General features: G+C 67.6%; 26 protein-coding genes, 1 tRNA gene and 1 pseudogene. 14 read left to right on the forward strand and 14 right to left on the reverse strand.

Going from position 1 to position 26106, the window contains the following annotated elements:
* The first annotated feature begins 13 nt into the window (after positions 1-13).
* From ACZ5TV_RS00795 to ACZ5TV_RS00815, 5 genes are all read left to right on the forward strand, one after another.
* Positions 14-1918: a DEAD/DEAH box helicase family protein gene (locus ACZ5TV_RS00795; protein ID WP_464384004.1), complete on the forward strand. Its 1905-nt coding sequence runs from the start codon at positions 14-16 to the stop codon at positions 1916-1918.
* Between the two features lie 152 nt (positions 1919-2070).
* The gene (locus tag ACZ5TV_RS00800) at positions 2071-3813 is read left to right on the forward strand and encodes a thiamine pyrophosphate-binding protein (RefSeq protein ID WP_464384005.1); all 1743 of its coding nucleotides are present in this window, start codon (positions 2071-2073) and stop codon (positions 3811-3813) included.
* Positions 3814-3899: 86 nt separating this feature from the next.
* On the forward strand, positions 3900-4964 hold the full coding sequence (locus ACZ5TV_RS00805) for a Gfo/Idh/MocA family protein (protein WP_379779223.1): 1065 nt from the start codon (positions 3900-3902) through the stop codon (positions 4962-4964).
* Between the two features lie 377 nt (positions 4965-5341).
* Entirely contained in the window at positions 5342-5800 is a 459-nt protein-coding gene (locus ACZ5TV_RS00810) for a hypothetical protein (protein WP_379779221.1), read from the forward strand.
* Between the two features lie 81 nt (positions 5801-5881).
* Positions 5882-7084 carry a DUF418 domain-containing protein gene (locus ACZ5TV_RS00815; RefSeq protein WP_379779219.1) on the forward strand — a complete coding sequence of 401 codons (1203 nt, stop codon included), beginning with the start codon at positions 5882-5884 and terminating at the stop codon, positions 7082-7084.
* A gap of 11 nt (positions 7085-7095) precedes the next feature.
* Here ACZ5TV_RS00815 and ACZ5TV_RS00820 read toward each other — a convergent pair whose 3' ends face one another.
* The 7 genes and pseudogenes from ACZ5TV_RS00820 to ACZ5TV_RS00850 all read right to left on the reverse strand — a co-directional run bounded on the left by ACZ5TV_RS00820 (position 7096) and on the right by ACZ5TV_RS00850 (position 11384).
* On the reverse strand, positions 7096-7830 hold the full coding sequence (locus ACZ5TV_RS00820) for a fumarylacetoacetate hydrolase family protein (protein ID WP_379779217.1): 735 nt from the start codon (positions 7828-7830) through the stop codon (positions 7096-7098).
* An 82-nt stretch (positions 7831-7912) separates the two neighbouring features.
* Complete coding sequence (locus ACZ5TV_RS00825; protein ID WP_379779215.1) at positions 7913-8374, reverse strand: DUF8048 family protein; 462 nt, start codon at positions 8372-8374, stop codon at positions 7913-7915.
* Entirely contained in the window at positions 8374-8745 is a 372-nt protein-coding gene (locus ACZ5TV_RS00830; RefSeq protein ID WP_379779225.1) for a MoaD-like domain-containing protein, read from the reverse strand. Before ACZ5TV_RS00830 ends, ACZ5TV_RS00825 begins: the two co-directional genes overlap by 1 nt.
* Positions 8722-8997 (reverse strand): annotated as a pseudogene (locus ACZ5TV_RS00835) (ubiquitin-like small modifier protein 1); the annotation flags it as partial. The gene ACZ5TV_RS00830 and the pseudogene ACZ5TV_RS00835, both read right to left, overlap by 24 nt.
* A 110-nt stretch (positions 8998-9107) precedes the next feature.
* Positions 9108-9491, reverse strand: a complete 384-nt coding sequence (locus ACZ5TV_RS00840; protein WP_379779213.1) for a hypothetical protein — start codon at positions 9489-9491, stop codon at positions 9108-9110.
* Positions 9492-9527: 36 nt separating this feature from the next.
* Entirely contained in the window at positions 9528-10322 is a 795-nt protein-coding gene (locus tag ACZ5TV_RS00845; RefSeq protein WP_379779211.1) for an alpha/beta hydrolase, read from the reverse strand.
* A 60-nt stretch (positions 10323-10382) separates the two neighbouring features.
* Positions 10383-11384, reverse strand: coding sequence for a PhoU domain-containing protein (locus tag ACZ5TV_RS00850; protein ID WP_379779209.1), 1002 nt, complete (start codon positions 11382-11384; stop codon positions 10383-10385).
* A gap of 209 nt (positions 11385-11593) precedes the next feature.
* Here ACZ5TV_RS00850 and ACZ5TV_RS00855 point away from each other — a divergent pair, with 209 nt between their 5' ends.
* Genes ACZ5TV_RS00855 through pstB form a run of 4 tightly spaced genes read left to right on the forward strand, consistent with a single transcriptional unit; the run spans position 11594 to position 15570 of the window.
* A complete protein-coding gene (locus ACZ5TV_RS00855; protein WP_379779207.1) occupies positions 11594-12676 on the forward strand; it encodes a PstS family phosphate ABC transporter substrate-binding protein in 1083 nt (360 codons plus the stop codon).
* On the forward strand, positions 12673-13698 hold the full coding sequence (gene pstC / locus ACZ5TV_RS00860; RefSeq protein WP_379779205.1) for a phosphate ABC transporter permease subunit PstC: 1026 nt from the start codon (positions 12673-12675) through the stop codon (positions 13696-13698). Before ACZ5TV_RS00855 ends, pstC begins: the two co-directional genes overlap by 4 nt.
* Entirely contained in the window at positions 13695-14708 is a 1014-nt protein-coding gene (gene pstA, locus ACZ5TV_RS00865; protein WP_379779203.1) for a phosphate ABC transporter permease PstA, read from the forward strand. The genes pstC and pstA overlap by 4 nt, the downstream gene beginning before the upstream one ends.
* 1 nt (position 14709) lies before the next feature.
* Complete coding sequence (gene pstB / locus ACZ5TV_RS00870) at positions 14710-15570, forward strand: phosphate ABC transporter ATP-binding protein PstB (RefSeq protein WP_379779201.1); 861 nt, start codon at positions 14710-14712, stop codon at positions 15568-15570.
* On the opposite strand, the gene ACZ5TV_RS00875 is transcribed toward pstB, so the two are convergent.
* A complete protein-coding gene (locus ACZ5TV_RS00875; RefSeq protein ID WP_379779199.1) occupies positions 15546-16307 on the reverse strand; it encodes an alpha/beta fold hydrolase in 762 nt (253 codons plus the stop codon). The two genes, pstB and ACZ5TV_RS00875, sit on opposite strands and share 25 nt — an antisense overlap.
* Positions 16308-16502: 195 nt before the next feature.
* Between ACZ5TV_RS00875 and ACZ5TV_RS00880 the strand changes: the two genes are divergently transcribed.
* A tRNA-Glu gene (locus ACZ5TV_RS00880) sits at positions 16503-16613 on the forward strand.
* Positions 16614-16662: 49 nt separating this feature from the next.
* Here the strand turns inward: ACZ5TV_RS00880 and ACZ5TV_RS00885 are convergent.
* The 4 genes from ACZ5TV_RS00885 to ACZ5TV_RS00900 form a co-directional block, all read right to left on the reverse strand.
* Positions 16663-17691: an ABC transporter ATP-binding protein gene (locus ACZ5TV_RS00885; protein ID WP_379779197.1), complete on the reverse strand. Its 1029-nt coding sequence runs from the start codon at positions 17689-17691 to the stop codon at positions 16663-16665.
* Positions 17692-17780: 89 nt separating this feature from the next.
* Positions 17781-18770 carry an ABC transporter permease gene (locus tag ACZ5TV_RS00890; RefSeq protein WP_379779195.1) on the reverse strand — a complete coding sequence of 330 codons (990 nt, stop codon included), beginning with the start codon at positions 18768-18770 and terminating at the stop codon, positions 17781-17783.
* Positions 18767-19711 carry an ABC transporter permease gene (locus ACZ5TV_RS00895; protein WP_379779193.1) on the reverse strand — a complete coding sequence of 315 codons (945 nt, stop codon included), beginning with the start codon at positions 19709-19711 and terminating at the stop codon, positions 18767-18769. The genes ACZ5TV_RS00890 and ACZ5TV_RS00895 overlap by 4 nt, the downstream gene beginning before the upstream one ends.
* 15 nt (positions 19712-19726) lie before the next feature.
* Positions 19727-20914, reverse strand: coding sequence for an extracellular solute-binding protein (locus ACZ5TV_RS00900; RefSeq protein ID WP_379779191.1), 1188 nt, complete (start codon positions 20912-20914; stop codon positions 19727-19729).
* 223 nt (positions 20915-21137) lie between these two features.
* Between ACZ5TV_RS00900 and ACZ5TV_RS00905 the strand changes: the two genes are divergently transcribed.
* Entirely contained in the window at positions 21138-22310 is a 1173-nt protein-coding gene (locus ACZ5TV_RS00905) for a cystathionine gamma-synthase (protein WP_379779189.1), read from the forward strand.
* 64 nt (positions 22311-22374) lie between these two features.
* Entirely contained in the window at positions 22375-23358 is a 984-nt protein-coding gene (locus ACZ5TV_RS00910; protein ID WP_379779187.1) for a D-2-hydroxyacid dehydrogenase, read from the forward strand.
* Positions 23359-23391: 33 nt separating this feature from the next.
* Here the strand turns inward: ACZ5TV_RS00910 and ACZ5TV_RS00915 are convergent, their stop codons facing one another.
* The gene (locus ACZ5TV_RS00915; RefSeq protein ID WP_379779185.1) at positions 23392-24297 is read right to left on the reverse strand and encodes a DUF6159 family protein; all 906 of its coding nucleotides are present in this window, start codon (positions 24295-24297) and stop codon (positions 23392-23394) included.
* A gap of 188 nt (positions 24298-24485) precedes the next feature.
* Here ACZ5TV_RS00915 and ACZ5TV_RS00920 point away from each other — a divergent pair, with 188 nt between their 5' ends.
* Together ACZ5TV_RS00920 and ACZ5TV_RS00925 are read left to right on the forward strand one after the other, a co-directional pair.
* The gene (locus tag ACZ5TV_RS00920) at positions 24486-25115 is read left to right on the forward strand and encodes a hypothetical protein (protein WP_379779183.1); all 630 of its coding nucleotides are present in this window, start codon (positions 24486-24488) and stop codon (positions 25113-25115) included.
* Between the two features lie 120 nt (positions 25116-25235).
* The gene (locus tag ACZ5TV_RS00925) at positions 25236-25439 is read left to right on the forward strand and encodes a hypothetical protein (protein WP_379779181.1); all 204 of its coding nucleotides are present in this window, start codon (positions 25236-25238) and stop codon (positions 25437-25439) included.
* On the opposite strand, the gene ACZ5TV_RS00930 is transcribed toward ACZ5TV_RS00925, so the two are convergent.
* Entirely contained in the window at positions 25427-25975 is a 549-nt protein-coding gene (locus ACZ5TV_RS00930) for a CinA family protein (RefSeq protein ID WP_464384006.1), read from the reverse strand. The genes ACZ5TV_RS00925 and ACZ5TV_RS00930 overlap by 13 nt on opposite strands.
* Positions 25976-26106: the final 131 nt, after the last annotated feature.

Consider the following 26106-nt stretch of genomic DNA (forward strand, 5'->3'; position numbering starts at 1 on the left):
ATACTCGTGACCGATGGGAGACGAGAACGGTCGTGAGGACGACCACTCCGAGAAGCCCGAGGGAGACCGGACCGAGCCCGGGACGGACGCGGGTGAGTCGACCGTGGGCGATCTCTCGCTCGACCGCTTTCACGACGCGCTCGAAGCCGAGGAGCGACCCGTCGCCACCGCGAGCGAGGTTGCGCGACGGCTGGGAACGACGCAAGCCGCTGCCAGGGACGCCCTCGCCACGCTCGTCGAGCGCGGGTCGGTCGAGAGGCTCGACGTCGAGAGCGACCCAGTCGTCTTCTACCCGAGCGAGTGGGGCCGGCTGGCGAGCCGCGAGCGGGTCGTCACGTTCCCGAAGCGACGCGAGATCGTCGTGGACCGGCCGACCCAGTACACGCGGGCGCAGCTCTCACAGTTCGCGCGCCTCGTGGACACGACCGGGACCGACCCCGGAACCCGCGGCTATCTCTACCGGATCCGTCCGGAGGACGTGTGGGCCGCGCCGTTCGACGACGCCGACGCGCTGATCGGCAGCCTCCGATCCGTCCTCCCCCGTCGGTTCGCGGAGCTGGAGGAGTGGGTCCGCGACCAGTGGCGGCGCGCCAACCGTTTCCGGCTGTATACACACGAGGACGACTACGTCGTGCTTGAGGCGGCCTCGGAGAGCCTGCTTGGCAACGTCGCGGAGCAGCACTTGGCTGACGACCACCTCCGCGCGCCGATCTCGGAAACCGAGGCGTGGGTGAACGAGGCCGCGGTCGCGGCGGTGAAGCGAGCGCTGTACGACGCCGGGTACCCCGTGCAGGACGACCGGGACCTCGACACCGGCGACCCGGTCGACATCGATCTCACTACCGACCTCAGGGAGTACCAGGAGACGTGGGTCGAGACGTTCCTCGAGTCGCGGTCGGGCGTGTACGTCGGCCCGCCGGGCTCCGGTAAGACCGTCGCCGCCATCGCGACGATCGCCGCCGTCGGCGGCGAGACGCTGATACTCGTTCCCTCGCGCGAGCTCGCCGGACAGTGGCGCGAGGAGCTGCTCGCCCACTCCACCGTCGACCCTGCCGATATCGGCGAGTACCACGGCGGGCAAAAAGAGATCCGACCGATCACGATCGCGACCTACCAGATCGCGGGGATGGACCGGCATCGCGGGCTGTTCGACTCCCGGCGGTGGGGGTTGATCTGCTTCGACGAGGCCCACCACATTACCGCCCCCGTCTACTCCCGGGCGGCAGAACTCCAGGCGAAACACCGGCTCGGACTCTCGGCAACTCCGGTTCGTGAGACCGGGAGCGAGGAGGAGATCTACACCCTGATCGGACAGCCGATCGGCGCGGATTGGGACGCACTGTTCGAGGCGGGGTTCGTCCAAGAGCCCGAAGTCGAGATCCGGTACGTCCCGTGGCGCGACGAGCTCGCTCGCAACGAGTACGCCAGCGCGGACGGGCGTGAACGGCGGCGACTGGCGGCCGAGAATCCGGCGAAAGTCGAGGAGGTCCGGTACCTGCTCGCCGCCCACCGCGGTAAGAAGGCGCTCGTGTTCATCGAGTATCTCGATCACGGCGAGGCGCTCGCCGACGCGCTGGACGCGCCGTTCGTCAGCGGCGAGACGCCCCACCACGAGCGGGCGGAGCTGTTCCGCCGGTTCCGCGAGGCGGGGACGGAGGTCGACGTCCTCGTCGTGTCGCGGGTCGGCGACGAAGGGATCGACCTCCCGAACGCCGAGCTCGCGGTCGTCGCGAGCGGGCTCGGCGGGAGCCGCCGACAAGGGTCACAGCGGGCGGGTCGGACCATGCGACCCGAGGGCACCGCGCTCGTGTACGTGCTCGCGACTCGCGGGTCGAGCGAGGAGGAGTTCGCTCAGCGGCAGATGCGCCACCTCGCGCGGAAGGGCGTGCGCGTACGGGAGACGAACGTCGCGGAGTGAGTGAGGGTCACGTCGCGAAGTGTATCCGTGTGAACCGGCCCTGAGCCGGACTTGACTGAACCGAATCGAAGCGGATCGGATCTCGTCGCACCGCCCTCGGTCCGACTGTGTAGCCGACGGACCTTTCACGCACTCCGCCGTCGGAGCCGATCATGGACACGGACGACGGATCCACTGAAACGGGGATCACGGACGACGGACCCGCGGGGGACGATGACGGTGTGGATCGCCCGACGGTCGGGGAAGCGGTCGTGGACTGCCTGCTCGACCACGGTGTCGAGGTCGCGTTCGGGATCCCCGGCAAGCAGACACTCCCGCTCAACCGGGCGTTCGCGGACCGGGACGCGCGGTTCGTCGTCGCCCGCCACGAGACCGCGGTCACTCACCAGGCCTGGGGGTACGCCGAGTCGAGCGAGCCCGGGACGATGGCCGCGACGGTGGTCGTCCCCGGCCCCGGCGACATGAACGCGATGAACGGGCTAAAGAACGCGAAAAACGACTGCGTTCCCTTGCTCCATCTCGCGGTCGAGACCGAGCGCGACGTCCGAGGCGGGGATGGGATCCACGAGACGCCGCCAGCGACGTACGACACCGTCGTCAAGGAGAACGTGCTCGTGGAGTCGCCTGCGGGCGCGGTCGCCGCGGTCGCCGACGCGATCCGCGTCGCCCGCCAACCGCCGCAGGGACCGGTTCGGGTCGGGATCCCGAAAGACGTTCTCGCGAGCCGGACGCCACAGGCAACACCCCCGGCCGAAGGGCCGGCGGAGACGACGACACCGGAACCCGACGCGGCCGCCGTCGATCGTGCCGCCTCGCTGCTCGACGCGGCCGACGCACCGGTCGTCGTCGCCGGCGGCGGCGTCAGGCGTGCCGGTGCGAGCGACCGACTCCGATCCGTGGCCGAGCGGCTCGATGCACCCGTCGTGACGACGTATAAGGGGAAGGGAACGCTGCCCGAGACGCACCCGCTGTCCGCCGGCGTGTTGTGTGGCGGGGCGAGCACGGAGCTGCGCGATCTCCTCGCGACGGCGGACGCCGGCCTCGTCGTCGGCTCAGACCTCGACGCGGTCGCGACCGCGAAATGGTCGGTTTCGCTCCCGGAGACCCTCGTCCACGTCACACTGGACGGCGACGACATCGGGTTCGGCTACGAGACGGATCTCGGCGTCGTCGCCGACGCGGACCGGTTCCTCGCCGCCCTCGACTCGCGGCTCGGGGAACGGACCCAGGGGGGTCCCGAGATGTCAGGGGAGGCCCGTGCGGCAGCGGTCCGCGAGGCCGACCGGGACCGGTTTGCGGCGGTCGCGGCGGCGCGAGAGCCGGACGACCCGCTTCGGTCGGTCGAGGTGCTTCGGGCGGTCCGCGGGGCCGTTCCCGACGCCGCGGTGGTGACAGCGGACGCCGGCGGGTTCCGGCTGTGGACGCTCGTCGGCTTCCCGGCGAGCGGTCCGGACTCGTACGTGAACCCCGGGTCATGGGCGACGATGGGAACCGGGCTCCCCTCGGCCGCCGGCGCGAAGCTCGCGAACCCCGACCGTGACGTGGTCGCGCTCACCGGCGACGGCGGGTTGCTGATGTGCGTCCACGAACTCCACACGCTCGCCGCCGAGGGGATCGACGTCACCGTCGTCGCGTTGAACAACGACGACTACGCGATCATCAGCGAGGAGGCGTCCCGCTCGTTCGGCTTCCCCGAAGGGGCGTACGGCTGGGCGGACGCGAGCCTAGACCTTGTCAGCGTCGCCCGCGGGATGGGCGTCCCGGCCGAGCGGGTGACCGAGCGCGACGGCGTCGGCGACGCCGTGGCATCGGCGCTGCGTCGGGACGGTCCCGCGTTGGTCGAAGTCGTCACCGACCCGGCCGAACCGCAAGCGAGCGAGTGGATGACGCGGTAGCCGACACCCCACCCCGCCCGGTGGCCCGGCCGGATCTCGATTCACGGAGCGTGAGCCTTAACAACGACCGTTGTGAGTTTCAGAGCATGACGCACGCGAACGACGTCGCCGTCGGGATCGTCGGGCTCGGCGGGATCGGTCGCCACCACGCCACGCGGCTCGTCGAACGGGACGCGAACCTCGTCGGTGGGATGGATATCGACGCGGACGCCCGACGGGCGTTCCACGACGAGTTCGACGTTCACGCCTACGAGGACGAAGCCGAACTCTACGACGTCTGTGACGCCGTCCTGATCACGACGCCGAACCGCTTCCACGAGGAGTACGCCACGTCCGCGCTCGACGCGGGCCTCGACGTCCTCCTCGAGAAGCCGCTGGCGCACACGCTGGAGAGCGCGGAACGGATCGCCGCGGCGGCCGACGACGCCGACGGGTTCTGTATGGTCGGGTTCAACAACCGGTTCGCGGAGCCGGTCCAGGTGATCAAACACCAGCAGGCAGAGGGTCGGTTCGGGGAGGTCACTCACGTCGAGGCCAACTACGTCCGCCGACGCGGGATCCCCGGACGGGGGTCGTGGTTCACCTCGAAGGAGGTCGCCGGCGGCGGCGCGCTCATCGACATCGGCGTCCACGCGATCGACCTCGCGCTCTACTTCCTCGATCACCCGGAGGTCGTCGAGGTGTCCGGCGAGACGCGCTCGGAGTTCGGCGGCCGCGACGACTACGCGTACGTCAACATGTGGGGCGAGGACACCGGGCCCGAGGGGTTCGACGTCGACGACTCCGCGTCCGCGTTCGTCCGCGACGCCGACGGCAACACCGTCTCGCTGGAGGTCGCGTGGGCGACGAACCGCCCGACGAACGACGAGTTCGTGGTCCGTGGGACGGAGGCCGGCGCGACGTTCGACCGGGGGGCCGACGAACTCACGATCCACGAGGCGGGCAACGGCGGCAGCCACCACCTCTCCGATGCGGCCGTCGAGACGCGCGACGGTGACTCACACGCGACCGAGCTCGGCGTGTTCCTCGAAGCGTGCGCCGACGGCGAGGCACCCGCGATCAACACGGTCGAGGAAGGACTCTCCGTTCAACGCGTCATCGACGCGATCTACCGTTCCTCCGAGGACGGCCGAGCGATCCGGCTGGACTGAATCCGGTCGCGTCGACGGCACTTATATACTCAGCCGACGGTCGAGACAGCGCGCTATTCCGCGAGCGCACGCTCGGTTTCGGCTGCAACAACGGTGCGGATCTCACACCGCGGTCCCGCCTCTTTCCTCACCGGTCGTCTGTTGATTCCGTTGTATGGCCCCAAGCGGATCGTCCTTATAAGCGATCCTCAGTCCGCCGCTTTTAGGCGACATGGCACTCACCCACCGAGTATATAAGCGCTCGCTCGTCGTGCTCCGTCCGTGTTCCGAGAGCTCGCGGACGCATACACGAGGTATATAAAACCGATCGCGTCGGCGCGACCGCTCCGGCTACCGAACGGGAATCTATTTGTATCCAGTTTACCGAACACGAACGAATGTCCTCCACACCCGCCTCGGACGCGGACGGTGCTGCAGTCGACGAGAACGACGCCCACGCAAACGAACGGGTCTTCCGGCTGATCGGGATCGGCGGGGGCGCGACCTCGCTTGTCGGGTTCACCGCGGTCGGCGCGATCGCGCTCGAAAGCCTCGCGTACGGCGCGGTCTGCGGGGTGTTCGCCGGGGTCGGAAGCGCCCTCTTCCTCCCGTGGTTCCTCGGGCTCTCCGCCGCACAGGAGGCGGCGGACGGGGAGATATCGCTCTCGGACGCGGCCGACGGTGTCCCGTACAGCGCCCAACGTGGCGTGTTCGGGCTCGGGCTGGAGATCGGCGCAGTCGTGATGATCGCGGTCGCCCTCACGCTCGACGGCGCGGACCTCCTCGTCGGCGTCCCGGCGGCGCTCGCGGTCGCGCTCGCCGTCTACTTCGTCGGGTCGGTCGCCCTCGGTCGCTGAGGGACCGATCGGTCGCGCTGACGGGTCGTCGATCCGGATCACGAACCTATTCCTCGATGCGGTCCGTGTATCGAACCATCCGTGAGCGATTCCTCCGGTCCGACGCCGCCCTCCGAACGCATCGTCAGCCTCGACGTCCTCCGCGGTGTCGCCGTCCTCGGCATCCTCGTCATCAACGTCCGCGTGTTCTCGATGCCCGAACAGACGCTTCTGAACCCCACGATATACGGCGATTTCACCGGCGCGAACTACTACGCCTGGCTCGTCGGCCACGTGTTCGCCCAGGGGAAGTTCATCACCCTGTTCTCGGCGCTGTTCGGGGCGGGGATCGTCCTCTTCATCGAGAGCAAGGAGCGGAAGGGACAGTCCGCGATGGCCCTTCATTATCGTCGAACCGCGTGGCTGATCGCGATCGGGATGGGTCACGCCTATCTGCTGTGGTACGGCGACATCCTCGTCGCCTACGGCTTCTGTGCGCTCGTGTTGGTGTTCTGTCGCGACTGGACGCCGGCCGGACAGGCGACTGCGGGGCTGCTGTTGCTGCTCGTCCCGTCGTCGCTTGAGGTGTTCGCCGGGTTCGCCGGCGGTGCCGAAGCGATCGCGGGCCAGTGGTCGCCCGCCGCGGCCGCCATTGCCGCCGAGGTGTCGGCGTATCAGGGCGGGTGGCTCGGCCAGCTCGACCATCGGGTGCCGGCGGCGTTCGAGCGACAGACGACCGGCTTCATCGGGGGGTCGTTCTGGCAGGTCGGCGGCGTGATCCTGCTCGGGATGGCGCTGTACAAGTGGGGGGTGTTGACCGGGGAGCGGTCGACCCGCGTCTACCGAGGCCTGATCGCCGGCGGCGTCGTCGGCGTCGGCGTCGTCCTCGCGGGCGTCTGGTACATCGAGGCCAACGACTGGTCCGCGGACGCCGCGCTGTTCTGGCGGCAGTTCAACTACTGGGGCGCGCTGCTCGTCGCGGGCGGCTACGTCGGGGTGATCGTCTCCTACACCCGGTGGCGGCCGGACGGCGCGATAACCCGCACGTTCGCGGCGGTCGGTCGAACCGCGTTCACGAACTACCTGCTTCAGACCGTGGTCGCGACGACCGTCTTCTACGGCCACGGACTCGGCCTGTTCGGGACCGTGAGCCGTGTCGAAGCGCTGGGGTTCGTCGTCGCGGTCTGGGTCGGACAGGTCGTCTGCTCCGTGCTCTGGCTCCGTGCCTTCCGGTTCGGGCCGGTCGAGTGGCTCTGGCGGACGCTCACCTACGGCGAGCGCCAGCCGATGCGCCGCTCGGAGTGAGGGATACCCACCTATCCCCGGCGGTCACCCCCCGTGGCCACCACGGGGTTCGACAGCGTTCCCACTCCCTCGTACGTGATATCCACCGTCTCGCCCGGCTCGACCAGCCCGGGGTTCGCGGGACTCCCGAACGCGACGCAGTCTCCGGGTTCGAAGGTGAATCGCCGTGAGAGGTACGCGACGACCTCGTACGGGTCGAACAGCATCAGCTCCGTGTTCGCGTCTTGGCGTCGCTCCCCGCCAACCGTCGTCGACATCTCGAGGCCGGTCGGATCCACGTCGGTCTCGATCCACGGGCCGAGCGGCGCGGACCCGTCGAACGCCTTGCGCGCGGTCCGCCCGTCCTGATCGAGCGCGTCCACGTCGTTGAGCACCGTGTATCCGCGGACCACGTCGGGGACGTCCGCGGGGTTGAGGTCGCGGCATCGCTCGTCGATCACGGCGACGAGCTCGCCCGCGTACGTCAGCTCCTCGGTCCAGTCGGGGTAGCGGATCGGGTCGCCGTGTGCGATGAGACTCGCGGGAGGCTTGATGAAGAAATCGGGCTCCTCGGGGCGTTCGTACGCCATCTGATCGAGTGTCTCGGCGTAGTTCCGGCCGACGCAGTACAGCGCGCTCGGGTCACACGGCGGGAGGAGCCGGCCATCGCGGCCGACCTCGTAGCGGCCGTCGTCGGTGACGACGACGCCGTCCTCGTAGCGTCCCGAAACCGGGCCGTCAGGGGTCAACAGGCGGGCGAGTCGCATGGCTCATCGTCCGATCGCGGGGGTAAATGCCCGTCGGATCCGGGCGACGGGTCGTTTCCGGCAGATCCCTCGTTGCGGTCGGTCACTCGTCCGCTGGTCCCGTCCCGATCACCACGGCCGACCGGATCTCGAGGGCGGTCTCGAACTCCTCCCGACGGCCCGTCTCGGACCCCCAGCGTTCGACGGCGGTCTCGTGCGCCCGAGCGGCGGCGTCACGCTCGCGGTTCGACAGCCCGAGACGCTCGCCGATCCCCGTCCAGTGGTCGGGTTCGACGAGGAACGCCTCGCGGTCGGTGTCGCCGGTGATCCGCTCGTATCCCCGCCGGTACTCGTCGATCCGGGGTTCGAGGTCGGCCTGAACCCGCGCGAGGAGCGCCGGCAGACGGTCGGCTGGGACGCTGGCCAGCGCGGCCGTCTTCACCAGTGCCGTGCCGTCGATCGGGTGGTGGCCGTCACCCGTATCCGTCTCGGCGGGGCCGTCCGTCGCGTCCGTCTCGGCGGGGCCGTCCGTCGCGTCCGTCCCATCAGTTTCCTCACCGCTCATTAGCCGCCCGCCCGCATGGCCTTCTGTTTGAACTTCGGCAGGAGGTCGTCGAGGACGGCTTCCTCGCCCGCAAACGAGACGGACACCTCGGTCAGCGTTATCGCGGCCGCGGCGGTTACCTTCTCCGCGCGGAGGGCCGCTCGCCACCCGTCACCGTCCACGCGGGTCGCCTCCGCCGGGTCGTTCGCGTCGACGAGCTCGCCGCCGAGGTTCACGAGGTAGTGGGCCGCCAGCCGTCGGGAGATACCGCGGTACGCGACCTCACGTCGGACCCATCCGTCTTCGGCCGGTGGTGTACCGCCCCCCGCGGATTCCCCCGACCCATCGTCCGAGTCCGACTCGGCGGTTCCGCCCGCGACAGGCGGGAACACCGAGAGGCGGTCGCCGTCCTCCAACGGCGTGTCGAGGCCTTGGAGGTGTAACACCTCGCGTCCGTTCTTCAGGACGTTGATCTGCGGGGCCAGATCGCCGTCGACGATCAGTCGGCCCGCCATCCCGTCGTACTCCGCTTCCAGCTCTCGAAGCACGTCTCCGGTCGTTGACTCGTCGGGGAACTCGCGGTGGACGGTCTTTCCGCCGGCGGCCTCCCGAAACGTCGCGAAGAACCGCAGCTCCAGTTCCATACCTCCGTACAGGGGACGTGAGGGTTTAAAAACGGTCGTCGCCGGAAGCGCTCGCGACCGGTCGGGGACGCGGGCGGACTCGAGACAGGCCCGAAACCCCAACCGATCCGCTACAGGTCCGAGAGCCGGATCCCGTCATCGACCAAGCGGAAATTGCGCTCGCGGTCGAGCTCGTCGGCGAGCCACTCGTGTTCGTACAGCTGGCCGATCAGCTCGACGTAGAGGTTCCGCCACGCGATCGCGTAGATGGGCGACTGCCCCCACGCGCGCAGCTCGGGGACGAACTCGTGATAGGTGCTCGCCTGCGCCTCCATCCGTTCGACCGCGTCAGCGACGACCGCAGCGGCCTCGGCCGGATCGCTCCCGTCGATCTCCTCGTTCAGTCGCGACTGGATCCCGGCGATAGCGCGCCGCATGTCCTGTTCCGCGGTTCCGTCCTCGTCGGGCAACGACTCGACGACCCCCCGCGGGACGCCTAACTCGATATCGGGCATACCCCGGACTGGGGGAGCGACGACCAAAAAGACACGTCACCCGTCCCCGCGCGTGGTGTCGCCGACGAGCCACTCGCCGGTGGCGTTCCCGACGATCACCCGCATCTCGGCGGGAGCCGTCGACACGGGGCTGTCACCGCGCTGTGAGCCGTACGCGCCGAACCCGGCGTGGTTGACGCCGTCAAGCTCGACGATCTCCGTCTCCGCCGGCAGGAGCGCGCGACCCTCCCGCTCCGCCTCGGCGTCGATCACGCCGTCGGCCGTGCCGAGCACGGAAACCGCCCGCAGGTCAGTCCCCGAGAGGTCGCGGTCGCAGTAGGCGGCGTGGAGGACCAGTCCCTCCAGCTCCGCCGCGTTGTCGGCGGCGTATCGACACGCCATCGCTCCGCCGAGCGAGTGCCCGCCGACGTACCACGACTCGATCGCGGGAACCGACGCGACCGCACCATCAGCACGATCGGCCCCCAACACGGCGAGGTTCAGCGGCATCTCCACGATCACGACGGCGATATCGCGGCCCGGATCGCCGTCCCCACCTGTCACGATCGCCGCCGCGGTGGGGACGTAGCTCTCGGCGTTCACCCTCCCCCCCGGATAGTAGGCGAGACCGGTCGTCTCCGCGGTGATCGGCCCGCTCGACACGAGGTAACCGGCATCGACCCGTTCGACCGTCACGTCCGGTGATCCCTCGACCGCAGCCACCGCCTCCTCGTCGGGGCCGAGCCCGACGGCGAAAACCACCCCGACGCCCGCGGCGACGACGAGAGCGACCGCGAGGACGCCGAGACCAACGAGCGTCGCCGTTCGCCGACGGTCGCTCACGGGTGACACCGACGGCGCACGGGGACGGATGTGGCGGTCATGGGATCCGAATCGCGTCGGCGGTGGCGGTCATCGCGGCGTCGGCGCGGCCTTCTGGAGGGCAGTCTCGGCGATGTTTCCCCCGTAGTCCGCCGACCTGAGCACCGAGTCGACGACGAGCCCCAGCAGCTGTGCGCGGGCCGGGTCGAGGTCGCGGAGCAGCTCGTCGATCGCCCTGACGCGCTCGTCGATCTCCCGAACGCCGGCGCGGGCGTCGTTCGCCAGACGGCTGGCGGTCTCGTTGTTCTCGGCGAACAGGGCGTCCATGGCGGTGTCGACTACCTCGACCGCGTCCTCGTGGAGGTCGTCGATCGCGTCGAGCACCTCGTCGGGAAGCGGCTCCTCGATGTTGAGCGTCAGATGCGCGATCTTCGTCGCGTGGTCCCCGATCCGTTCGAGCTGTCGGGCGCTGGAGTGGTAGTCGAAACACTCCTCGCGGGGCAGTCCGACCTCCTCGGCCGCCTTCGGGGTGCGAAGCGTCGCCCGGAAGATCCGCGAGACGACGAGCCACAGCCGATCGAGGTCGTCGTCGCGGCCGATCACGTCGCGGGCGCGGTCGTGGTCGAGCGCCGCGAGGGCCGCGAGCGCGTCCTCCAACATCGACAGCGAGATGAGCCGCATCCGGGTGACGGCGTTGTGGATCGACAGCTCCGAGGAGTCGAGGAGGTCCCGGATCACGACCCGGTCTTCCGTCTCCTCGAGCACTTCGAGGCCGACGAGGCTCTGTACCGCCTCCCGGACCGTCGAACGCTGTTCGGTCGTGATCGTCGATCCCTGCAGCTCGATGACGTCGAATCCGCTGACGTACATCGTCGTTACCGCCCGCGTGAGCTCTTGGCCAGTCAAGTCCGTGACATCGAGCGTCCCGCGCGTCCGCCCGGTCTCCGTCCGCGGCGTGAGAAACAGCGAGTCGCCGTCGGGGTGAAACTCGACCTCGCTGCCGGCACCGACATCGTTCTCGGTCGCCCACGACTTCGGAATCGAGACCGTGTACGTCGAACCGCCGGTGACCTGCACCTTCCGCGTTTCCATACCGAGGCTACGGCACCGACGTTGTTAAGCTTGTGTACTCTATATACTGGCCGGACTACCATGACATACGTGAAAACCCGCGTTCTATGCGTTTAATATCGTTTTCCGTCCCCTGATCCACCTCGATCGGTATCTCCACGGTAGTTCTATATAGTAATATATACCTATTATAGTAGCGTATTTAGGCACCCATACCGCTCTACTGATCGATGGAGCGTGACACGGCCGACGGGGGCGGTCAGCGGCTCGATCGGCGGACGTATTTGGCCGCGGTCGGCGCGAGCGCCGCCGGGCTCTCGGGCTGTCTCGTTCGTGGAGAGGACAGTCGAGGACTGGAGGGCCGGATCGTCGTCGACGGGAGTAACACCCTGCTGCCCCACGGTGCCGCCGTCGCCGAGGAGTTCCAGTGGCGAAACAACCGCGTCCGGGTGCCGGTCCGCGGGTCCGGAACTGGCGCGGGGTTCCAGCGGTTCTGCGCGGGAGACACCGACGTACAGAACGCCAGCCGCGCGATCCTCGACGACGAGGTCGCGCTGTGCGGCTCCAACGGCATCGATTACGTGGAGCTCGAGGCCGCGCTCGACGGGATCGCGATATGGGTCCATCCGGAGAATCACTGGTGTGATACGCTGACTGTCGACGAGCTCAACCGGCTGTGGCGGTCCGGTTCCGACGTCGAGACGTGGGGCGATCTGCGTGCGGAGTGGGCCGACGAGCCGTTCGGCGACGAGGAGATCGACCTGTACGGCCGCGACTCAGCGTCCGGCACGTTCGACTACTTCACACAGGCGATAAACGGGGAGTACGGGAACATCCGGTCCGACTACTCCGCGAGCGCCGACACGAACGTCATCGTCCGCGGCGTTCGGGGGAACCGGCACGCGCTCGGCTTCGGCGGCGCAGGCTACTTCTACGAGAACGAGGAAGAGCTCCAGCTCGTCGCCGTCGACGACGACAACGGCGGGGTCGTACCCACCCGAGACACCATCGAGAGCGGCGAGTACACCCCGCTCTCCCGACCGATGTACGTGTATCTCGCCGTTCCGGAGCTCCGACGACCGGAGTTCCGCGCGTACGCGGAGTTCTTTTTCGAGGAGATCGACGAGGACGCCGACCGCGAGGACGTCGACCCGGGCGAGACGCTCACGTGGACCCAGTGGGCCGCCCGGAAGGTCGGCTTCTACGCCGTCCCGGACGCGACGGTCGAGGAGAGCCGAGAACGGCTACAGGCGGCGATCGAATCGGTCGAGTCGAACGAGTCCCCGACCGCCTCCGGCGAGGGTGACCGATGAGCGGGTCGGGGGAAAACGCCGACCTCTCCCGTGCCGGCTCGGACATCCCGGCCGGAAAGAATCTCGCGGTCCGGGGGGTGTTCTTCGCGTGTGCCCTGCTCACGGTGCTCACGACGTTCGGGATAATCCTCGTGCTGGTGGACGGCGCGCTCGGGTTCTTCCGCGAGGAAACCCTCTTCGAGCTGCTCGGCGGGGTTCTCGGCGGACTGCTCGCCGGGAACCCCGGCGAAGCGCTGGACTCGCTCCGCTCGGGGCTCGCCGCACAGGTGACGGTTCGGGAGTTCCTCCTCGGCGCCGAGTGGTCGCCGATCATTCGGCCGCGCTCGTACGGGATCCTCCCGCTGGTGTGGGGGACGATGCTCATCGTCGTCGGCTCCGCGCTCATCGCGCTCCCCGTCGGCACCGCGACCGCGGTGTACCTCTCCGAGTACGCGGACCGCCGGGTTCGGAAGGTCGTCAAGCCGACCCTCGAAGTGCTGGCAGGGATCCCCACCATCGTGTACGGCTTCTTCGCGCTCTCGTTCATCACGCCGCTCATCCAGCGGTTCTTTCCCGACACTGGCACGTTCAACGTCGCCGCCGGGGCGATCGTCGTGGGGGTGATGATCATCCCGATGGTGTCGTCGCTGTCCGAGGACGCGATGTCGGCGGTCCCGGACGACCTCCGGAACGCCGCGTACGGCCTGGGCGCGACGAAGTTCGAGGTGTCGACCGACGTGGTGTTCCCCGCCTCGCTGTCGGGGATCATGGCGTCGTACATCCTCGCGATCTCGCGGGCGATCGGCGAGACGATGGCGGTGACGCTCGCGGTCGGGATGCAGCCCAACGTGACGCTGAACCCGCTCGAGCCCGCACAGACGATGACGGCGTACATGGTACAGATCGGTATCAGCGACGTGTCGGTCGGCTCGATCGGCTACCAGAGCCTGTTCGCGGTCGGCCTGCTGTTGTTCGTCATGACGCTGGGGATGAACCTGTTGAGCCTCTGGATCAAGGGGCGGTATCAGGAGGCGTACCGATGACCGGAACGCGCGACGGCGACGCCGATATCGACGCCGACACGTCGTCGGGTGACGCCGAGGAGACGACGGCTCGGACGGACGGTGGCGAGCACGCCGACCCGTTCGCGACCGTCGGTGACGACATCGAACGGAAACGACGGATCGGTCGCGTTTTCGTCGGGGTGTGTGCGGCCTCGACGCTCGTGGGTATCGTCGCGCTCGTCGTCCTGTTGACGGACGTGCTCGTCGAGGCGTGGGGGTGGGTGACGCTGGATTTCCTCACCTATCCGCCCTCCCGGTTCATCGAGAACTACTATCCGGGCGGTCGCGGCGCCGGGATCTTCCCCGCACTCGTCGGCTCCATACTGCTGATCGCGCTTACGGCCGTCTTCACGCTCGTACTCGGCGTCGGAGCCGCGATCTATCTGGAGGAGTACGCGACCGAAAGCCGGTTCACGCGCTTTATCGAGGCGAATATCTCTAACCTCGCGGGCGTCCCCTCGATCGTGTACGGTCTGCTCGGGTTGGCGGTGTTCGTCCGGTTCGCGGGGTTCGGCGAGAGCCTTCTCGCCGGGTCGTTGACGCTCACGCTGCTCATCCTTCCGATCGTCATCGTCTCCGCACAAGAGGCGCTCCGAGCGGTTCCGGACTCACAGCGACAGGCCGCCTACGGTGTCGGCGCGACGGATTGGGAGGTCGTCCGCGACGTCGTGCTTCCAGCCGCGTTGCCCGGGATCATGACCGGAACGATCCTCTCCCTGTCGCGGGCGATCGGCGAGACGGCGCCGCTGATCATGGTCGGGGCGGCGACCTCGATGTTCCGCGCCCCGATCGAACAGTACGCCGGCATCCCCGTCCCGGACCTGTTCGGCCCGTTCGCGGCGATGCCGATGCAGATCTTCGACTGGGCACGGCTGCCGGAGGCCGACTTCCAACACGTCGCCGCCGCCGGGATCGTCGTGCTGCTCGCGATCCTGTTGTTGATGAACGCGGCGGCGATCCTCATCCGTAACAAGTACGAGACACGATAACATGAGCGACAGCCACTCACTCACCGACGAACCGACTGACGCGACCGATGACACTGCCCCCGGTGAGACTATCGACGATACGACGCCGTCGATCCAGGAGACGCCGGAGCGAGACACCGTCATCGAGGCGAAAGACCTGACCGTCCACTACGGCGATGTGGAGGCGCTCAAACCGGTGAACGTCCGTCTCCCCGAACGGAAGGTGACGGCGATCATCGGTCCGTCCGGCTGCGGGAAGTCGACGTTCCTGCGGTGTATCAACCGCATGAACGACATGGTGGACGCCGCCCGGATCGGCGGCGAGCTCCGGTATCGCGGGACGAACGTGTACGGCGGCGACGTCGACCCCGTCGCGTTGCGTCGGCGGATCGGCATGGTGTTTCAGAAGCCCAACCCGTTCCCGAAATCGATCTACGACAACGTCGCGTACGGCCTGAAGATTCAGGGGTACGACGGCGACATCGACGAGCGCGTCGAGGAGGCGCTGCGGGGGGCCGCACTGTGGGACGAGGTGAAAGACCAGCTCGACGAGTCCGGGCTCGATCTGTCGGGAGGACAACAACAACGGCTCTGTATCGCCCGGGCCATCGCGCCGGACCCGGAAGTGATCCTGATGGACGAGCCGGCGAGCGCGCTCGACCCCGTGGCGACCGCGAAAGTCGAGGACCTGATCGACGAGCTCGCCGAGTCGTACACCGTGATCATCGTCACCCACAACATGCAGCAGGCGGCTCGGATATCGGATAAAACGGCGGTGTTCCTCACTGGCGGTCGCCTCGTCGAGTTCGGCGACACCAACCGGATCTTCGAGAACCCGGAGAACCAGCGGGTCGAGGACTACATCACCGGCAAGTTCGGGTAGTCACGAGGACGACGCCATCGGCGAGTCCGGGTGATCGGGCGATTACTCCGAGTGAACCCGGAAGTTCGTCGCTCGTTCACTGGTCGATGTCCGCCGGTGGTGCCGGAGGTTCGAGGCTGAACCCCGAGGTTGAGAGTGGTCGAGGTCGTGTGGATACGTATGCCAGTCGCAGCCGTCGGCGAGACAGCGACCCACGAGGTACGGATCACGGACGAGACGATCTCCTCGACGAGTTCCGGCTCACGCCCGTAGAACCCGTCGCTCACTGCCGGCTCCATCAGATACCGTATCCGTTCACGGGGATCCGCATCCTCCGGCGGATCGAAGATGTGCTCTCGTACGTCGGCGGGCGTCTCGACCGCGCCCTCGCCACCCGGCGAGGTGCACAACAGCGTCAACGAGGCGACCCGATCGTCGGCGAGCGCGAGCGATTGAGCGGTCATTCCGCCCATCGACGCCCCGCAGACGTGGACGCGATCGACACCGTGGTCGTCGAGGACGGCGGCCGCATCGGCCGCCAACTCGTCGATCGTGTACGGCCCCTCCGGAACGTCTGACTCGCCGGTACCACGGTTGTCGGGACGGATGACCTCGTACTCATCGGCGAGCGCCGCAGTCAACCAGCGCCACATCCAGCGACCGTATCCGAGCCCTGCCAGCAGCAGGACGGACGGGTCACCGGGGTCCCCGTCGACGGCATAATCGATCGAAACGCCGTCGCGTATCACCTTCGACATAGCTGTAATAATTACGTGACGACGTATCAACCCGCACGTTAACTGTTCAACCGAGGCACCGACCTGACTCGCCGGCGGTCGGGCCGTCTGGCAGGGCGGACCGGAGCCGAAACGCCTCGATTCCCCGTGTCTTTCAGTCTCATACGGCGGGGAGTTGAGAAGAGTTAAATCCGATGCGTCGCAATGACCGATTACGCTCGGTTGGTGTAGTCCGGCCAATCATGTTGGCCTTTCGACGAACGCGGGACCGCTCCGTTCCGGTTCGGAAGACAGCCGACGACCAGGGTTCAAATCCCTGACCGAGCACTTCTCTCGGACGTGTCGACTGCGACAGTCTTGACTACCGCGTTCGCCGTCACTCCGCGGACCGGATCACGTGGACGCCGCTCGGGTCGAGCTCCAGCGAAACCGTGTCGCCCGTCCGCGCGTTCTCGTTCGCGGGATCGAGCGCGACGGTGACGAGGTCGCCACTCGGCAGCTCCACTCGTGCCCGAACGCGGTCGCCCAGGTAGAACCGGTCTCGAACGGTCCCCTCGATGCCGCCGTCGCCGACGCTGAAGTCTCCGGGCCGGAGGATCGCCGTCCCGGTCGCGGTATCCGGGAGGTCGTCGACGTCGTACGTCGCGAACCCCAGATCCAGCCGGCCGTCGGTCACCGTCGCGGAGACCGCGTTGGACGTCCCCACGAAGTCGGCGACGAACGCGTTTGCCGGGCGCTCGTAGATCTCCGCCGGCGTCCCGATCTGCTCTATGTGTCCGTCGTTCAACACGGCGATCCGGTCACACATCACCATCGCCTCCTCCTGGTCGTGAGTTACGTACAGCGTCGTCACGTCGAGCTCGTCGAGGAGGGAGCCGATCTCCGCTTCGAGGCGCTTTTTCAGCTTGGCGTCGAGCCCCGTCATCGGCTCGTCGAGCAACAGGATCCGGGGCTCGATGGCCAGTGCGCGAGCCAGTCCGACCCGCTGTTGTTGTCCCCCGGAGAGTCGCTGTGGATTCTTTTCGGCGTGCTCGGCGATCCCGACGAGCGACAGGAGCTCCCGTGCGCGCTCCCGGCGCTCCTCCTTGCCGACGCCCTGCATCTTCAGTCCGAAGGCGACGTTGCCGAGCACGCTCATGTTGTTGAACAGCGCGTACGACTGGAAGACGAGCCCGACGTTCCGGTCCTCCGGCGGGACGTGGGTGACGTCGTCGTCGTCGAACAGCACCCGTCCCTCGGTCGGCGTCTCGAAGCCGGCGATGGTGCGGAGCGTGGTCGTCTTCCCGCAGCCCGAGGGGCCGATCACCCCGAGTACCTCGCCGTCCTCGACCGTCAGGTCGATCCCGTCGACGGCGACCTCCTCGTCGTAGCGTTTCGTGAGCGAGTCGAGTGTGACTTCCGACATAGTGTCCGTGTTTCAGTGTTGCTTCGTGTGGTCGCGTTCGGCGGGGTCGTTCGAGAGGGGGTCGTGGCGCGTCGCGCTCGTCACGGGGATCACCGTTCCACCGTTGTAAAGCCGGCCTTCCCCACCCGCTGGAGGAGCACGATCACGGCCGTGACGATCAGGAAGTAGACGGAGACCGCCGCCGCGCCCTGTAACACCGGTGAGCGCGTGATGTTCTCGAAGAGGAACAGCGAGAACGGCCGCGGTCCCGCCGAGTGGACGATGTAGGTGAAGTTGAACTCCGCCGCCGCCAGCGTCCACGTGATGATGGAGCCGGCGACGATCCCGTCTTTCGCGTTCGGGACGATCACCGTCAGGAACGTCCGCGGCCACGACGCGCCGAGCGACCGGGCGCTCTCCTCTATCTGCTGGAGGTTCATCGATTGGAGCGAGCTCTGGACGGTCAACACCATGAACGGCGATTTCAACAGCGCGTACCCAATGATCAGGCCGAACGTGGAGCCTCCCTGTTCGGGGTACATCCGCAAGAACGCGATAGCGAGGATGACGCCGGGCACGATCGGGAGGATCGCGAGCGTGTTGATCCAGTCCTTGGCGAAGAAGTCGTACCGGACGAGCGAGTAGGCGATCGGGACGCCGACCACGATGTTGATCAGCATGCCCGCGGTCGCGAGCCCGGCGCTGTACGCGAGCCCCTGGATCACGCCCTGTCTGACCCCGACGCCCTCCGCGAGCCCGAGCACCGTCCGCCAGTTGTCGAAGTTGACGTAGCCACGGGGGACCACCCCGGCCCACGTCGTCCCGAAGGAGGCGATGACGGTGACGAGGATCGGGAGCATGAGGAACGCGAGCGTCGCCGCGAGCACCAGCGTCACCGCCCGGCGACCGACCGCGGAGCTCACGTCGAACCGGTGGAGCCCGCCGCGTCGTTCCCGGCTAGTCCGGCCGGTCCCCGCGGACCCATCGGCTCGGTCGGTTCGTTCCGTCACCACCGTCTCGCCGCCGTCGGTACGTCGATCCTCACCGCCGTCGGCGCGTCGATCTTCCCCGCGGTCAGTGCGTCGATCCTCCCCGGTCATATTTTGAGGCTCTCGTTGTCGATCACTTTGACGCCGCCGAACGTGAACGCGAAGATGAACACGAAGTATATCAGCCCGATGGCGGAGGCGGTCGCGAGGTTGAACCCGAGATCCTGGATCTCCAGGTTGATCCGCAGTGTCGCGACGTTGAGCGCGGGCAACACGAGTACCGTCCCGAAGATGGCGAGCGCGGTCCGGAACGTGAGGACGAACGCGGCGACGATCCCCGGCCAGACCTGTGGGAGCGTCACGTACCTGAACGTCAGGAGTGGGCTCGCGCCGAGTGCCCGGGCCGCCTCCTCGGCGTCCTCGTTGACCTCGGCGAACGTGCCTCGAAGCACCATCGTCGCTCGGGGGATCAGCGAGAAGCTATATCCCAGAAAGAGCCCGCCGACGGTAAGCGCGATCGCGAGGTCGATCGGGTTCTCGCCGGTGAAGAAGGCGACGGCGTTGGTGAGCAATCCGGTTCGGCCGAACAGCACCACGATCATAAAGCCGACGACGATCCCCGGCAGCGCGATGGGGAACGACACCATCGCGACGATCCACCGGCGGAACGGAAGGCGGTACTTCGCGAGCGCGTGCGAGATCGCGACGGCGACGACAACGCTGAACAGCGTCGTCGCCGTCGCGAACCAGAGGGTGTTCCAGGCGATCTCACGGTACACCGGCTCGGTCGCCAGCGTCTCCCACGCCGCGAGGCTGAACCCCTCGTTTTGAAACTGGTTCTCCGAGACGCTCATCCGGGCCAACATGCCGAGCGGGAGGAACGCCCCGAACGTCGCCAACACGAAATACGGCAGACACATGACCACGATCCGACGGCGCTCGCGGTCCGCCTCGGTTCGCGGGGAGACGAACGCGCGTACGGCGGCCACTATCGACCCGAGACGGGTCGCGGACGGCGTGCCGTCGCCGGCGTTCGAACGGGTGTCCGACATCAGGGCGTCGCTGGGTTACGCCTCGACGCCCGGGAGGGGGCTCCGCTCGATGATCTCCGAGACGATGTCCTGCTGTTTCTCCAACAGCTCGACCTGGTCGATCTCGAACGTCGCCGCCTCGTACTGTTCGTCCGGGGGGAACTCGTCGGGCGCGTCCAGCTCGTCGGCACGGATCGGCCGGACGAACCCGTCGAAGAACAGCTGCTGGACGTCGAGCGAGAGCACGAAGTCCATGAACAGCTTACACGCCTCCGGGTTCGGGGCGTCGTCGAGCATCGCGTAGCCGTACGGGGCCGCGACCGCGCCCTCGCCGCCGCCGGGCGCTTGCGGGATCACCACGCCGACGTCCTCCTCGGGGATGTCATCGCTGTTGTACTTCGTCGACAGTCCGCCGAAGTCGAACTCCGCGTACGTCGACACTTCCCCGGCGGTGAACTGTCGATCGAGGTTGCGCTGGTGTCGGGCACCGCTTTCACCGATCTCTTCGAGGTAGTCGAACAGCGGGTCGAGGTTATCCAAGTCGCCGCCGTACGCGTGGTTGATCGAGAGCATCGCGTTCAGCCCCGCGCCGGCGCCGGGGACGTTGATCGCGAGGTCCTGGGCGATCTCCGGCTGTTTGAGGTCCTCCCACGTCTCCGGCTCGTCGATCCCGCGCTCCTCGTAGATATCCTTCCGGTAGTTGATCGCGATGGTCATTTGCCGGGTCGCGGTGACGTGTCCGTCGTCCGTCTTGAAGTCGTCCGGCACTCGGTCCCACCCCTCGGGCTTGTAGTCGGTGGTGAACCCGTCGTCCCACGCCTGGAGGCCTGTCGGGTAGAAGCCGTTGTACGCGGAGTAGTCCTGGTTGCCGGCGTTTGCCCGGATGTTCGAGAGTGCCTCCCCGGAGGTCCGCTGGTCGTCGTGCAGCGGGACGCCGTACTCCTCCTCGAACGCCGCCATCACGGCGTCCCAGTTGGACCAGCCGGTCTGGACGGCGTAGATGAACAGCTCCTCCGGGAGGTCGTCCTCCGTCACCGTCGTCCGGTACTCGTCGTGGCCGACCTCCCACGAGCGGCCCTCACCGCCGTCGCCCGAGCCGGTTCCATCTTCATCGTCGCCTTCGTCCCCGCCGAGGCAGCCGGCGAGCCCGACCGTCGCCGCCGCGCCGTTAGCGAGGAGGAATCGACGTCGCGAGAACGGACCGTTCGAACTATCTCCAGTCATTCACCCGATGAAAGGTGCGGGCCGCCTAATACTTTTATAATAATTGTTATTCCCGATCAGAGAGATATATATCCGTTTGGTGTCAGCGGGCGATCCGCTCCGTCCGCTTCGCTCGCTCCGATACGACCCCCCTCGACCTGCCCCGGCCAGATCCGATCCAGGCTCTTCGGTCATCGCCACCCGGAAGGACAAGAGTCAGGGCGTCGGCCGACGACGATCCGGTATGAGCGACGACAAACCCACCGACAGACGGTTCGAGACCCGCGCGATCCACGCGGGCCAGGAGCCGGACCCGGAGACGGGCGCGTTGATGACCCCGATCCACGCCAACTCGACGTACGAACAGGACGGTCCGGGCGACCACCGCGGCTACGAGTACTCGCGCACAGGGAACCCCACCCGGAGCGACCTCGAAGCGAACCTCGCCGATCTCGAATCCGGGAGCCACGCCCGCTGTTTCTCCTCCGGGATGGGCGCGATCAACACGGTCCTCAACCTGCTCTCCGCCGGCGACCACGTCGTCGCGGGCGACGACGTGTACGGCGGCACCCACCGGATCCTCACGCAGGTGTACGAGCAGTACGACCTGGAGACGACGTTCGTCGATACGACCGACCACGACGCGGTTCGCGACGCGATGCGACCGAACACGGAGCTCGTGTGGGTTGAGACCCCGACGAACCCGCTGATGAACGTGAACGACATCGGCGCGCTCGCCGGGATCGCCCACGAGAACGACGCGTTGTGTGCCGTCGACAACACGTTCGCGACGCCGTACCTCCAGCGTCCGCTCGAACACGGGGCGGACGTCGTCTGCCAATCGCTCACGAAGTATCTCGGTGGCCACTCAGACACGATCGGCGGCGCGCTGATCGTCGACGACGCCGACCTCGACGAGCGGCTCGGCTTCTATCAGAACTCGGTCGGCGCGACGCCCGGCCCGTTCGACGCCTTCCTCGTCCTGCGTGGCACGAAGACGCTTCCCGTCCGAATGGACAGACACTGTGAGAACGCGGCCGCGCTCGCCGAGTGGCTGGAGCGCCACGAGGACGTCGAGCGCGTCTACTACCCGGGACTGGAGAGCCATCCGGACCACGAACTCGCCACCGAACAGATGGACGACTTCGGCGGGATGCTCTCCTTCGAGTTCGACGGGACGCTGGAGGAGGCGTCGACGGTCGTGAGCGAGACGGACGTGTTCACCCTGGCGGAGTCGCTCGGCGGCGTCGAGAGCCTGATCGAGCAGCCCGCCGCGATGACTCATGCCGCTATCCCACGCGAGGAACGAGTCGCCGCCGGGCTCACGGACGGACTGATCCGGGTCTCCGTCGGGATCGAACACGTCGATGACATGAAGGCGGACCTCCAGCAGGCGTTCGACGCCACCCGGGAATAGCCCGCTGGGCGTCCTCGCTCACCGGGACACCGATCCTTTTCACGACCGGCGAGAACCGGATAGTATGAGCGACCCCGATATCGCGGTGCTCCGACAGACGATCCACGGCGTCGGCGCGCCCGAGCTGGCCGACATCCTCAGGGAACGACTCCCCGACCACGAGGTGGCGCTCGCACGGACGCCGTCGGAGGAGCGAACGCTCCTCGAAACCGCCCGGATAGCGGTCGGGCCCAGCCTCGACGCGGACCTGCTCGACACCGCCGAGAACCTGGAGCTGTTCGCCTGCGTCTACGCGGGGACCAACCATCTCCCGCTCGACGCGCTCGCCGATCGCGGCGTTGCCGTCACGAACGCCTCGGGGGTTCACGGTCCGAACATCGCGGAGTACGTCGTCGGCGCGATGATCGGCCACGCCCGCGAGTTCCACCGTGCGTATCGCCAGCAGTCCCGCCGGGAGTGGCGGAGCTACCCGACGACGGAGCTGTACGGCTCCACAGTCGCGGTCGTCGGCCTCGGCGCTATCGGCGGGGCGGTCGTCGACCGCCTGTCGGGGTTCGATGTCGAGACGGTCGGCGTCCGGTACTCCCCCGAGAAGGGTGGGCCGACCGACGAGGTGTACGGCTTTGACCGGATCCACGAGGCGGTCATCGACGCGGCGTACGTCGTGTTGGCGTGCCCGCTCACGGACACGACTCGGGGGCTCGTCGACGCGGAGCTGCTCCGGACGATGCGGCCGGACGCGGTGCTGGTCAACATCGCTCGCGGAGCCGTCGTCGACACTGACGCGCTCGTCCACGCGCTCCGAAGCAACCGGATCCGCGGGGCAGCACTCGACGTGACCGACCCCGAACCGCTTCCGGAGGACCACCCGCTGTGGGGACTCGGAAACGTGACGATCACGCCGCACAACGCGGGACACACCCCGGCGTACTTCGAACGCGTGGCGGACGTGCTCGTGGAGAACGTGGAGCGGTTAGCGAGCGTGGAGGGTGATGACGACGGGGACAGCGACGACGGGGATGTCGGGCTTCGGAATCGAGTCGCCTGAGAACGCCGGTTACGGGCAGCCCGCGGACGCCGCCTACGGACCGAGCGTGTCCCGGCTGCCGGCGTTGCCGGGCGAAGCCCGCCCTTCCGTCCGGCCGCCCAGCGTCTCGAAATCGAAGTTGTCGAACTGGTCCGGCCGTCGGCCTTCGACGGCGTACACGTATAAGGCGGTCTTCGCCACCCCCCAGATCGTCTGGCTGAGGAGGTAGGTGAACGCGATCACGCCGGCGAGTAGGAGGACCGTGAGCAGGATCCCGGGCCCCGGGAACACCGCGGCGACGGGGATCGACACCGCGAGCGCTCCGAGCGCCAACACGATCCCGACGACGGTGACGACCAGCGTGATCCCGAACCCGGCACCGATCGTCTCGCCCCACGTGTCGCGAAACGCCCCGGCGCTCTTCGAGAACATCGACGTGACGGAGACGTCCTCGAACACGATGACGGGGACGATGAAGAACGTCATGATCGCCCAGCCGATCGCGAATATCGACCGGAGGATCCCGGCGATCGGGTTGTCGGAGTCCTCCATCGCCTTGAGGACGACGCTGACGGTCGCCGAGATGAGCGACCAGACGACGATCGGCCCTAGCCGGCTGCTCACGGCTTTGAGGCTGCCGACGACGTTCGGCTCGCGGCCGTGAAACGCCTCGTTGGTCGCGTGGACTAACCCGGCCGCCGCGTACGTACTGAGGAACGTCGTCGCGAAGTAGACGACGAACAGCGCGACGTACTCGACGCCGCTGCCGATCAGGTTGGCGATCAGCAGCGGGAAGAAGAAGACGACGAAGAAAGCCGCGCTCGCGACCCCCGCAAGCAGCGGGAATACGAGTAGTTTCGGGTAGTCCCGGATCACGCTCGCGCTGTCCTTCGTGAGTGTCCAGCCGGTTTTCGCCCGCTCGAAGAAGCCGGGGCGACCGGATCGTGTACCGAGCGACATGGGCTCCCCTGCGCCGGCTCAGCTTATAAGTATACGCTTCACGCTTTCGAGGACGATGTGTCGCGAGGTTCCGGAGCGGCGAGCGGGTCCGTCGCGGCGGTCGGTTGGCGCGGCGACGTGACGGACTCTCGGCAAACCGATCCGAACGTTCAAATAATACAACAGGTAACGCCATATCGGTACCTTCCATGCCCTCCACGAACGATACGCGGTTCGACAGCGACAGCGACACGGATCGATTTGATAGCGACACGGACGCGGGAGACAGCAGCACGGACGCCTCCGACGGCGGAGTGTCGGGTCGCATCCGGGCGGTTCCGACGGCGGACCGCCGACGGTTCCTCGGTATCGGCGCGGTCACGATGACCGCCGGACTCGCCGGCTGTGCCGAGACGATCGGTAACCTGATCGCGGAGTTCGTCCTCGACGACGTGAACCTCCTGAACGAGACGGACCGAGTCCTTACCGGAACGATCACCGTGACTGGACCGGACGATGAGACGCTCCTCGACGAGGAGTTCTCCCTCGAACCGGCCGACGAGGAGGCGGACACGGGCGACGACGACTCACAGGCGGTGTTCGGCGACCGCTTCGAGACGCCGGGCGAACACGTCTTCGCGGTCACGCTCGACGGTGACGGGATCGACGGCGAGCGGAGCGCGGAGCTGATCGGGGAGATCACGGATCCCGAGGAGGAACACGCGGTCGTCGTTCTCGGGGCCGACGAGCTCGCGGAGCCGTTCGAGCTGTTCGTGATCGAGGAGTTCACCGATCTCGGAGATCACATCGACGAGTCCGCCGCCGACGACGAGGCGTGATACGTCGATAACGCTAGCGGGATCCGCGCGTCACCGATCGTCGATGACGGCTGATGCGGCGTCGTCCGCGGCCGCTCTCCTCGGGAATAGGTATATGGTCGACGACCACGCAGGGGAGCCATGGACCCTTCGGACACGGCGCTGCTCGGCGTCTCGGGCGTCGTCGCCGCCGTCGTACTCGCGGCGGCGATTGCCGCCGGTGCCCTGTTCGGCTTCGACGAGTCGGTGCTACGCCCGTTCTCCCTGTTGGTAGCGGAGCCGATCGCGTGGATCGTCGTCGCCGCGCTCCTCGTTGCCGCCGTCGGGAACGCTTACATCGGTTGACTCCCGTCGTCGACGCCGGCGGTGTCGGATCGAATCTCCCGGATCGTCCGGGCCAACGCCGCGAGCGCGCGCTCCGCGCTGGCGGCTTTGATCGCGTCGCGATCGCCGTCCAACACGGCCCGAACGCTTCGCGAGAAGGAGTCTCCAGTTTCCCACGGCGCGGCGTACGCGACACCGACGAAGACGAGCCCGACCGGTTTCTCGTCGGTGCCGCCGCCCGGCCCGGCGACGCCGGTCGTCGACAACCCCCACGTCGTGTCCGCGTGGTCCCGGGCGCGCGCGGCCATTTCGCGGGCGGTCGGTCCGGCGACCGCGCCGTGTTCGTCGAGCGTCTCCCGGGAGACGCCCAGCAGTTCGCGCTTGGCGTCGTACGCGTAGGTGACGTACCCTCGGTCGAAGTAGGCGCTCGCGCCGGGCACGTCCGTCACGCGGGACCCGACGAGCCCGCCCGTCAGCGACTCCGCGACCGCGAGCGTCTCTCCGCGGGCGGTCAACAGCTCGCCGACAGCGGCGGCCGGGTCGGAGTGATCGGTCATACGACCCGGTTCGGTCCGATCACTTGTATACCTCCGGCGACTCCGTGTATCTCTAGGGACCCCTCGTTCGCGGTCGTTGTGACGGGGAGACACGTCGCCGACTCGTGGGCGGTTTCCGGGCGACTGGAGAC

It is taken from the genome of Halorubrum tibetense (assembly GCF_055396225.1).

What these genes read in the sequence shown, in the direction of transcription:
- ACZ5TV_RS00875 (WP_379779199.1), bottom strand. Translation starts at nt 16,307, where the DNA reads ATGTCGAAGGTGATACGCGACGGCGTTTCGATCGATTATGCCGTCGAC.
- ACZ5TV_RS00885 (WP_379779197.1), bottom strand. Translation starts at nt 17,691, where the DNA reads ATGTCGGAAGTCACACTCGACTCGCTCACGAAACGCTACGACGAGGAG.
- ACZ5TV_RS00840 (WP_379779213.1), bottom strand. Translation starts at nt 9,491, where the DNA reads ATGCCCGATATCGAGTTAGGCGTCCCGCGGGGGGTCGTCGAGTCGTTG.
- ACZ5TV_RS00805 (WP_379779223.1), top strand. Translation starts at nt 3,900, where the DNA reads ATGACGCACGCGAACGACGTCGCCGTCGGGATCGTCGGGCTCGGCGGG.
- ACZ5TV_RS00915 (WP_379779185.1), bottom strand. Translation starts at nt 24,297, where the DNA reads ATGTCGCTCGGTACACGATCCGGTCGCCCCGGCTTCTTCGAGCGGGCG.
- pstC (WP_379779205.1), top strand. Translation starts at nt 12,673, where the DNA reads ATGAGCGGGTCGGGGGAAAACGCCGACCTCTCCCGTGCCGGCTCGGAC.
- pstB (WP_379779201.1), top strand. Translation starts at nt 14,710, where the DNA reads ATGAGCGACAGCCACTCACTCACCGACGAACCGACTGACGCGACCGAT.
- ACZ5TV_RS00820 (WP_379779217.1), bottom strand. Translation starts at nt 7,830, where the DNA reads ATGCGACTCGCCCGCCTGTTGACCCCTGACGGCCCGGTTTCGGGACGC.
- ACZ5TV_RS00890 (WP_379779195.1), bottom strand. Translation starts at nt 18,770, where the DNA reads ATGACCGGGGAGGATCGACGCACTGACCGCGGGGAAGATCGACGCGCC.
- ACZ5TV_RS00900 (WP_379779191.1), bottom strand. Translation starts at nt 20,914, where the DNA reads ATGACTGGAGATAGTTCGAACGGTCCGTTCTCGCGACGTCGATTCCTC.
- ACZ5TV_RS00895 (WP_379779193.1), bottom strand. Translation starts at nt 19,711, where the DNA reads ATGTCGGACACCCGTTCGAACGCCGGCGACGGCACGCCGTCCGCGACC.
- pstA (WP_379779203.1), top strand. Translation starts at nt 13,695, where the DNA reads ATGACCGGAACGCGCGACGGCGACGCCGATATCGACGCCGACACGTCG.
- ACZ5TV_RS00855 (WP_379779207.1), top strand. Translation starts at nt 11,594, where the DNA reads ATGGAGCGTGACACGGCCGACGGGGGCGGTCAGCGGCTCGATCGGCGG.
- ACZ5TV_RS00910 (WP_379779187.1), top strand. Translation starts at nt 22,375, where the DNA reads ATGAGCGACCCCGATATCGCGGTGCTCCGACAGACGATCCACGGCGTC.
- ACZ5TV_RS00825 (WP_379779215.1), bottom strand. Translation starts at nt 8,374, where the DNA reads ATGAGCGGTGAGGAAACTGATGGGACGGACGCGACGGACGGCCCCGCC.
- ACZ5TV_RS00925 (WP_379779181.1), top strand. Translation starts at nt 25,236, where the DNA reads ATGGACCCTTCGGACACGGCGCTGCTCGGCGTCTCGGGCGTCGTCGCC.
- ACZ5TV_RS00930 (WP_464384006.1), bottom strand. Translation starts at nt 25,975, where the DNA reads ATGACCGATCACTCCGACCCGGCCGCCGCTGTCGGCGAGCTGTTGACC.
- ACZ5TV_RS00810 (WP_379779221.1), top strand. Translation starts at nt 5,342, where the DNA reads ATGTCCTCCACACCCGCCTCGGACGCGGACGGTGCTGCAGTCGACGAG.
- ACZ5TV_RS00905 (WP_379779189.1), top strand. Translation starts at nt 21,138, where the DNA reads ATGAGCGACGACAAACCCACCGACAGACGGTTCGAGACCCGCGCGATC.
- ACZ5TV_RS00800 (WP_464384005.1), top strand. Translation starts at nt 2,071, where the DNA reads ATGGACACGGACGACGGATCCACTGAAACGGGGATCACGGACGACGGA.
- ACZ5TV_RS00850 (WP_379779209.1), bottom strand. Translation starts at nt 11,384, where the DNA reads ATGGAAACGCGGAAGGTGCAGGTCACCGGCGGTTCGACGTACACGGTC.
- ACZ5TV_RS00920 (WP_379779183.1), top strand. Translation starts at nt 24,486, where the DNA reads ATGCCCTCCACGAACGATACGCGGTTCGACAGCGACAGCGACACGGAT.
- ACZ5TV_RS00795 (WP_464384004.1), top strand. Translation starts at nt 14, where the DNA reads ATGGGAGACGAGAACGGTCGTGAGGACGACCACTCCGAGAAGCCCGAG.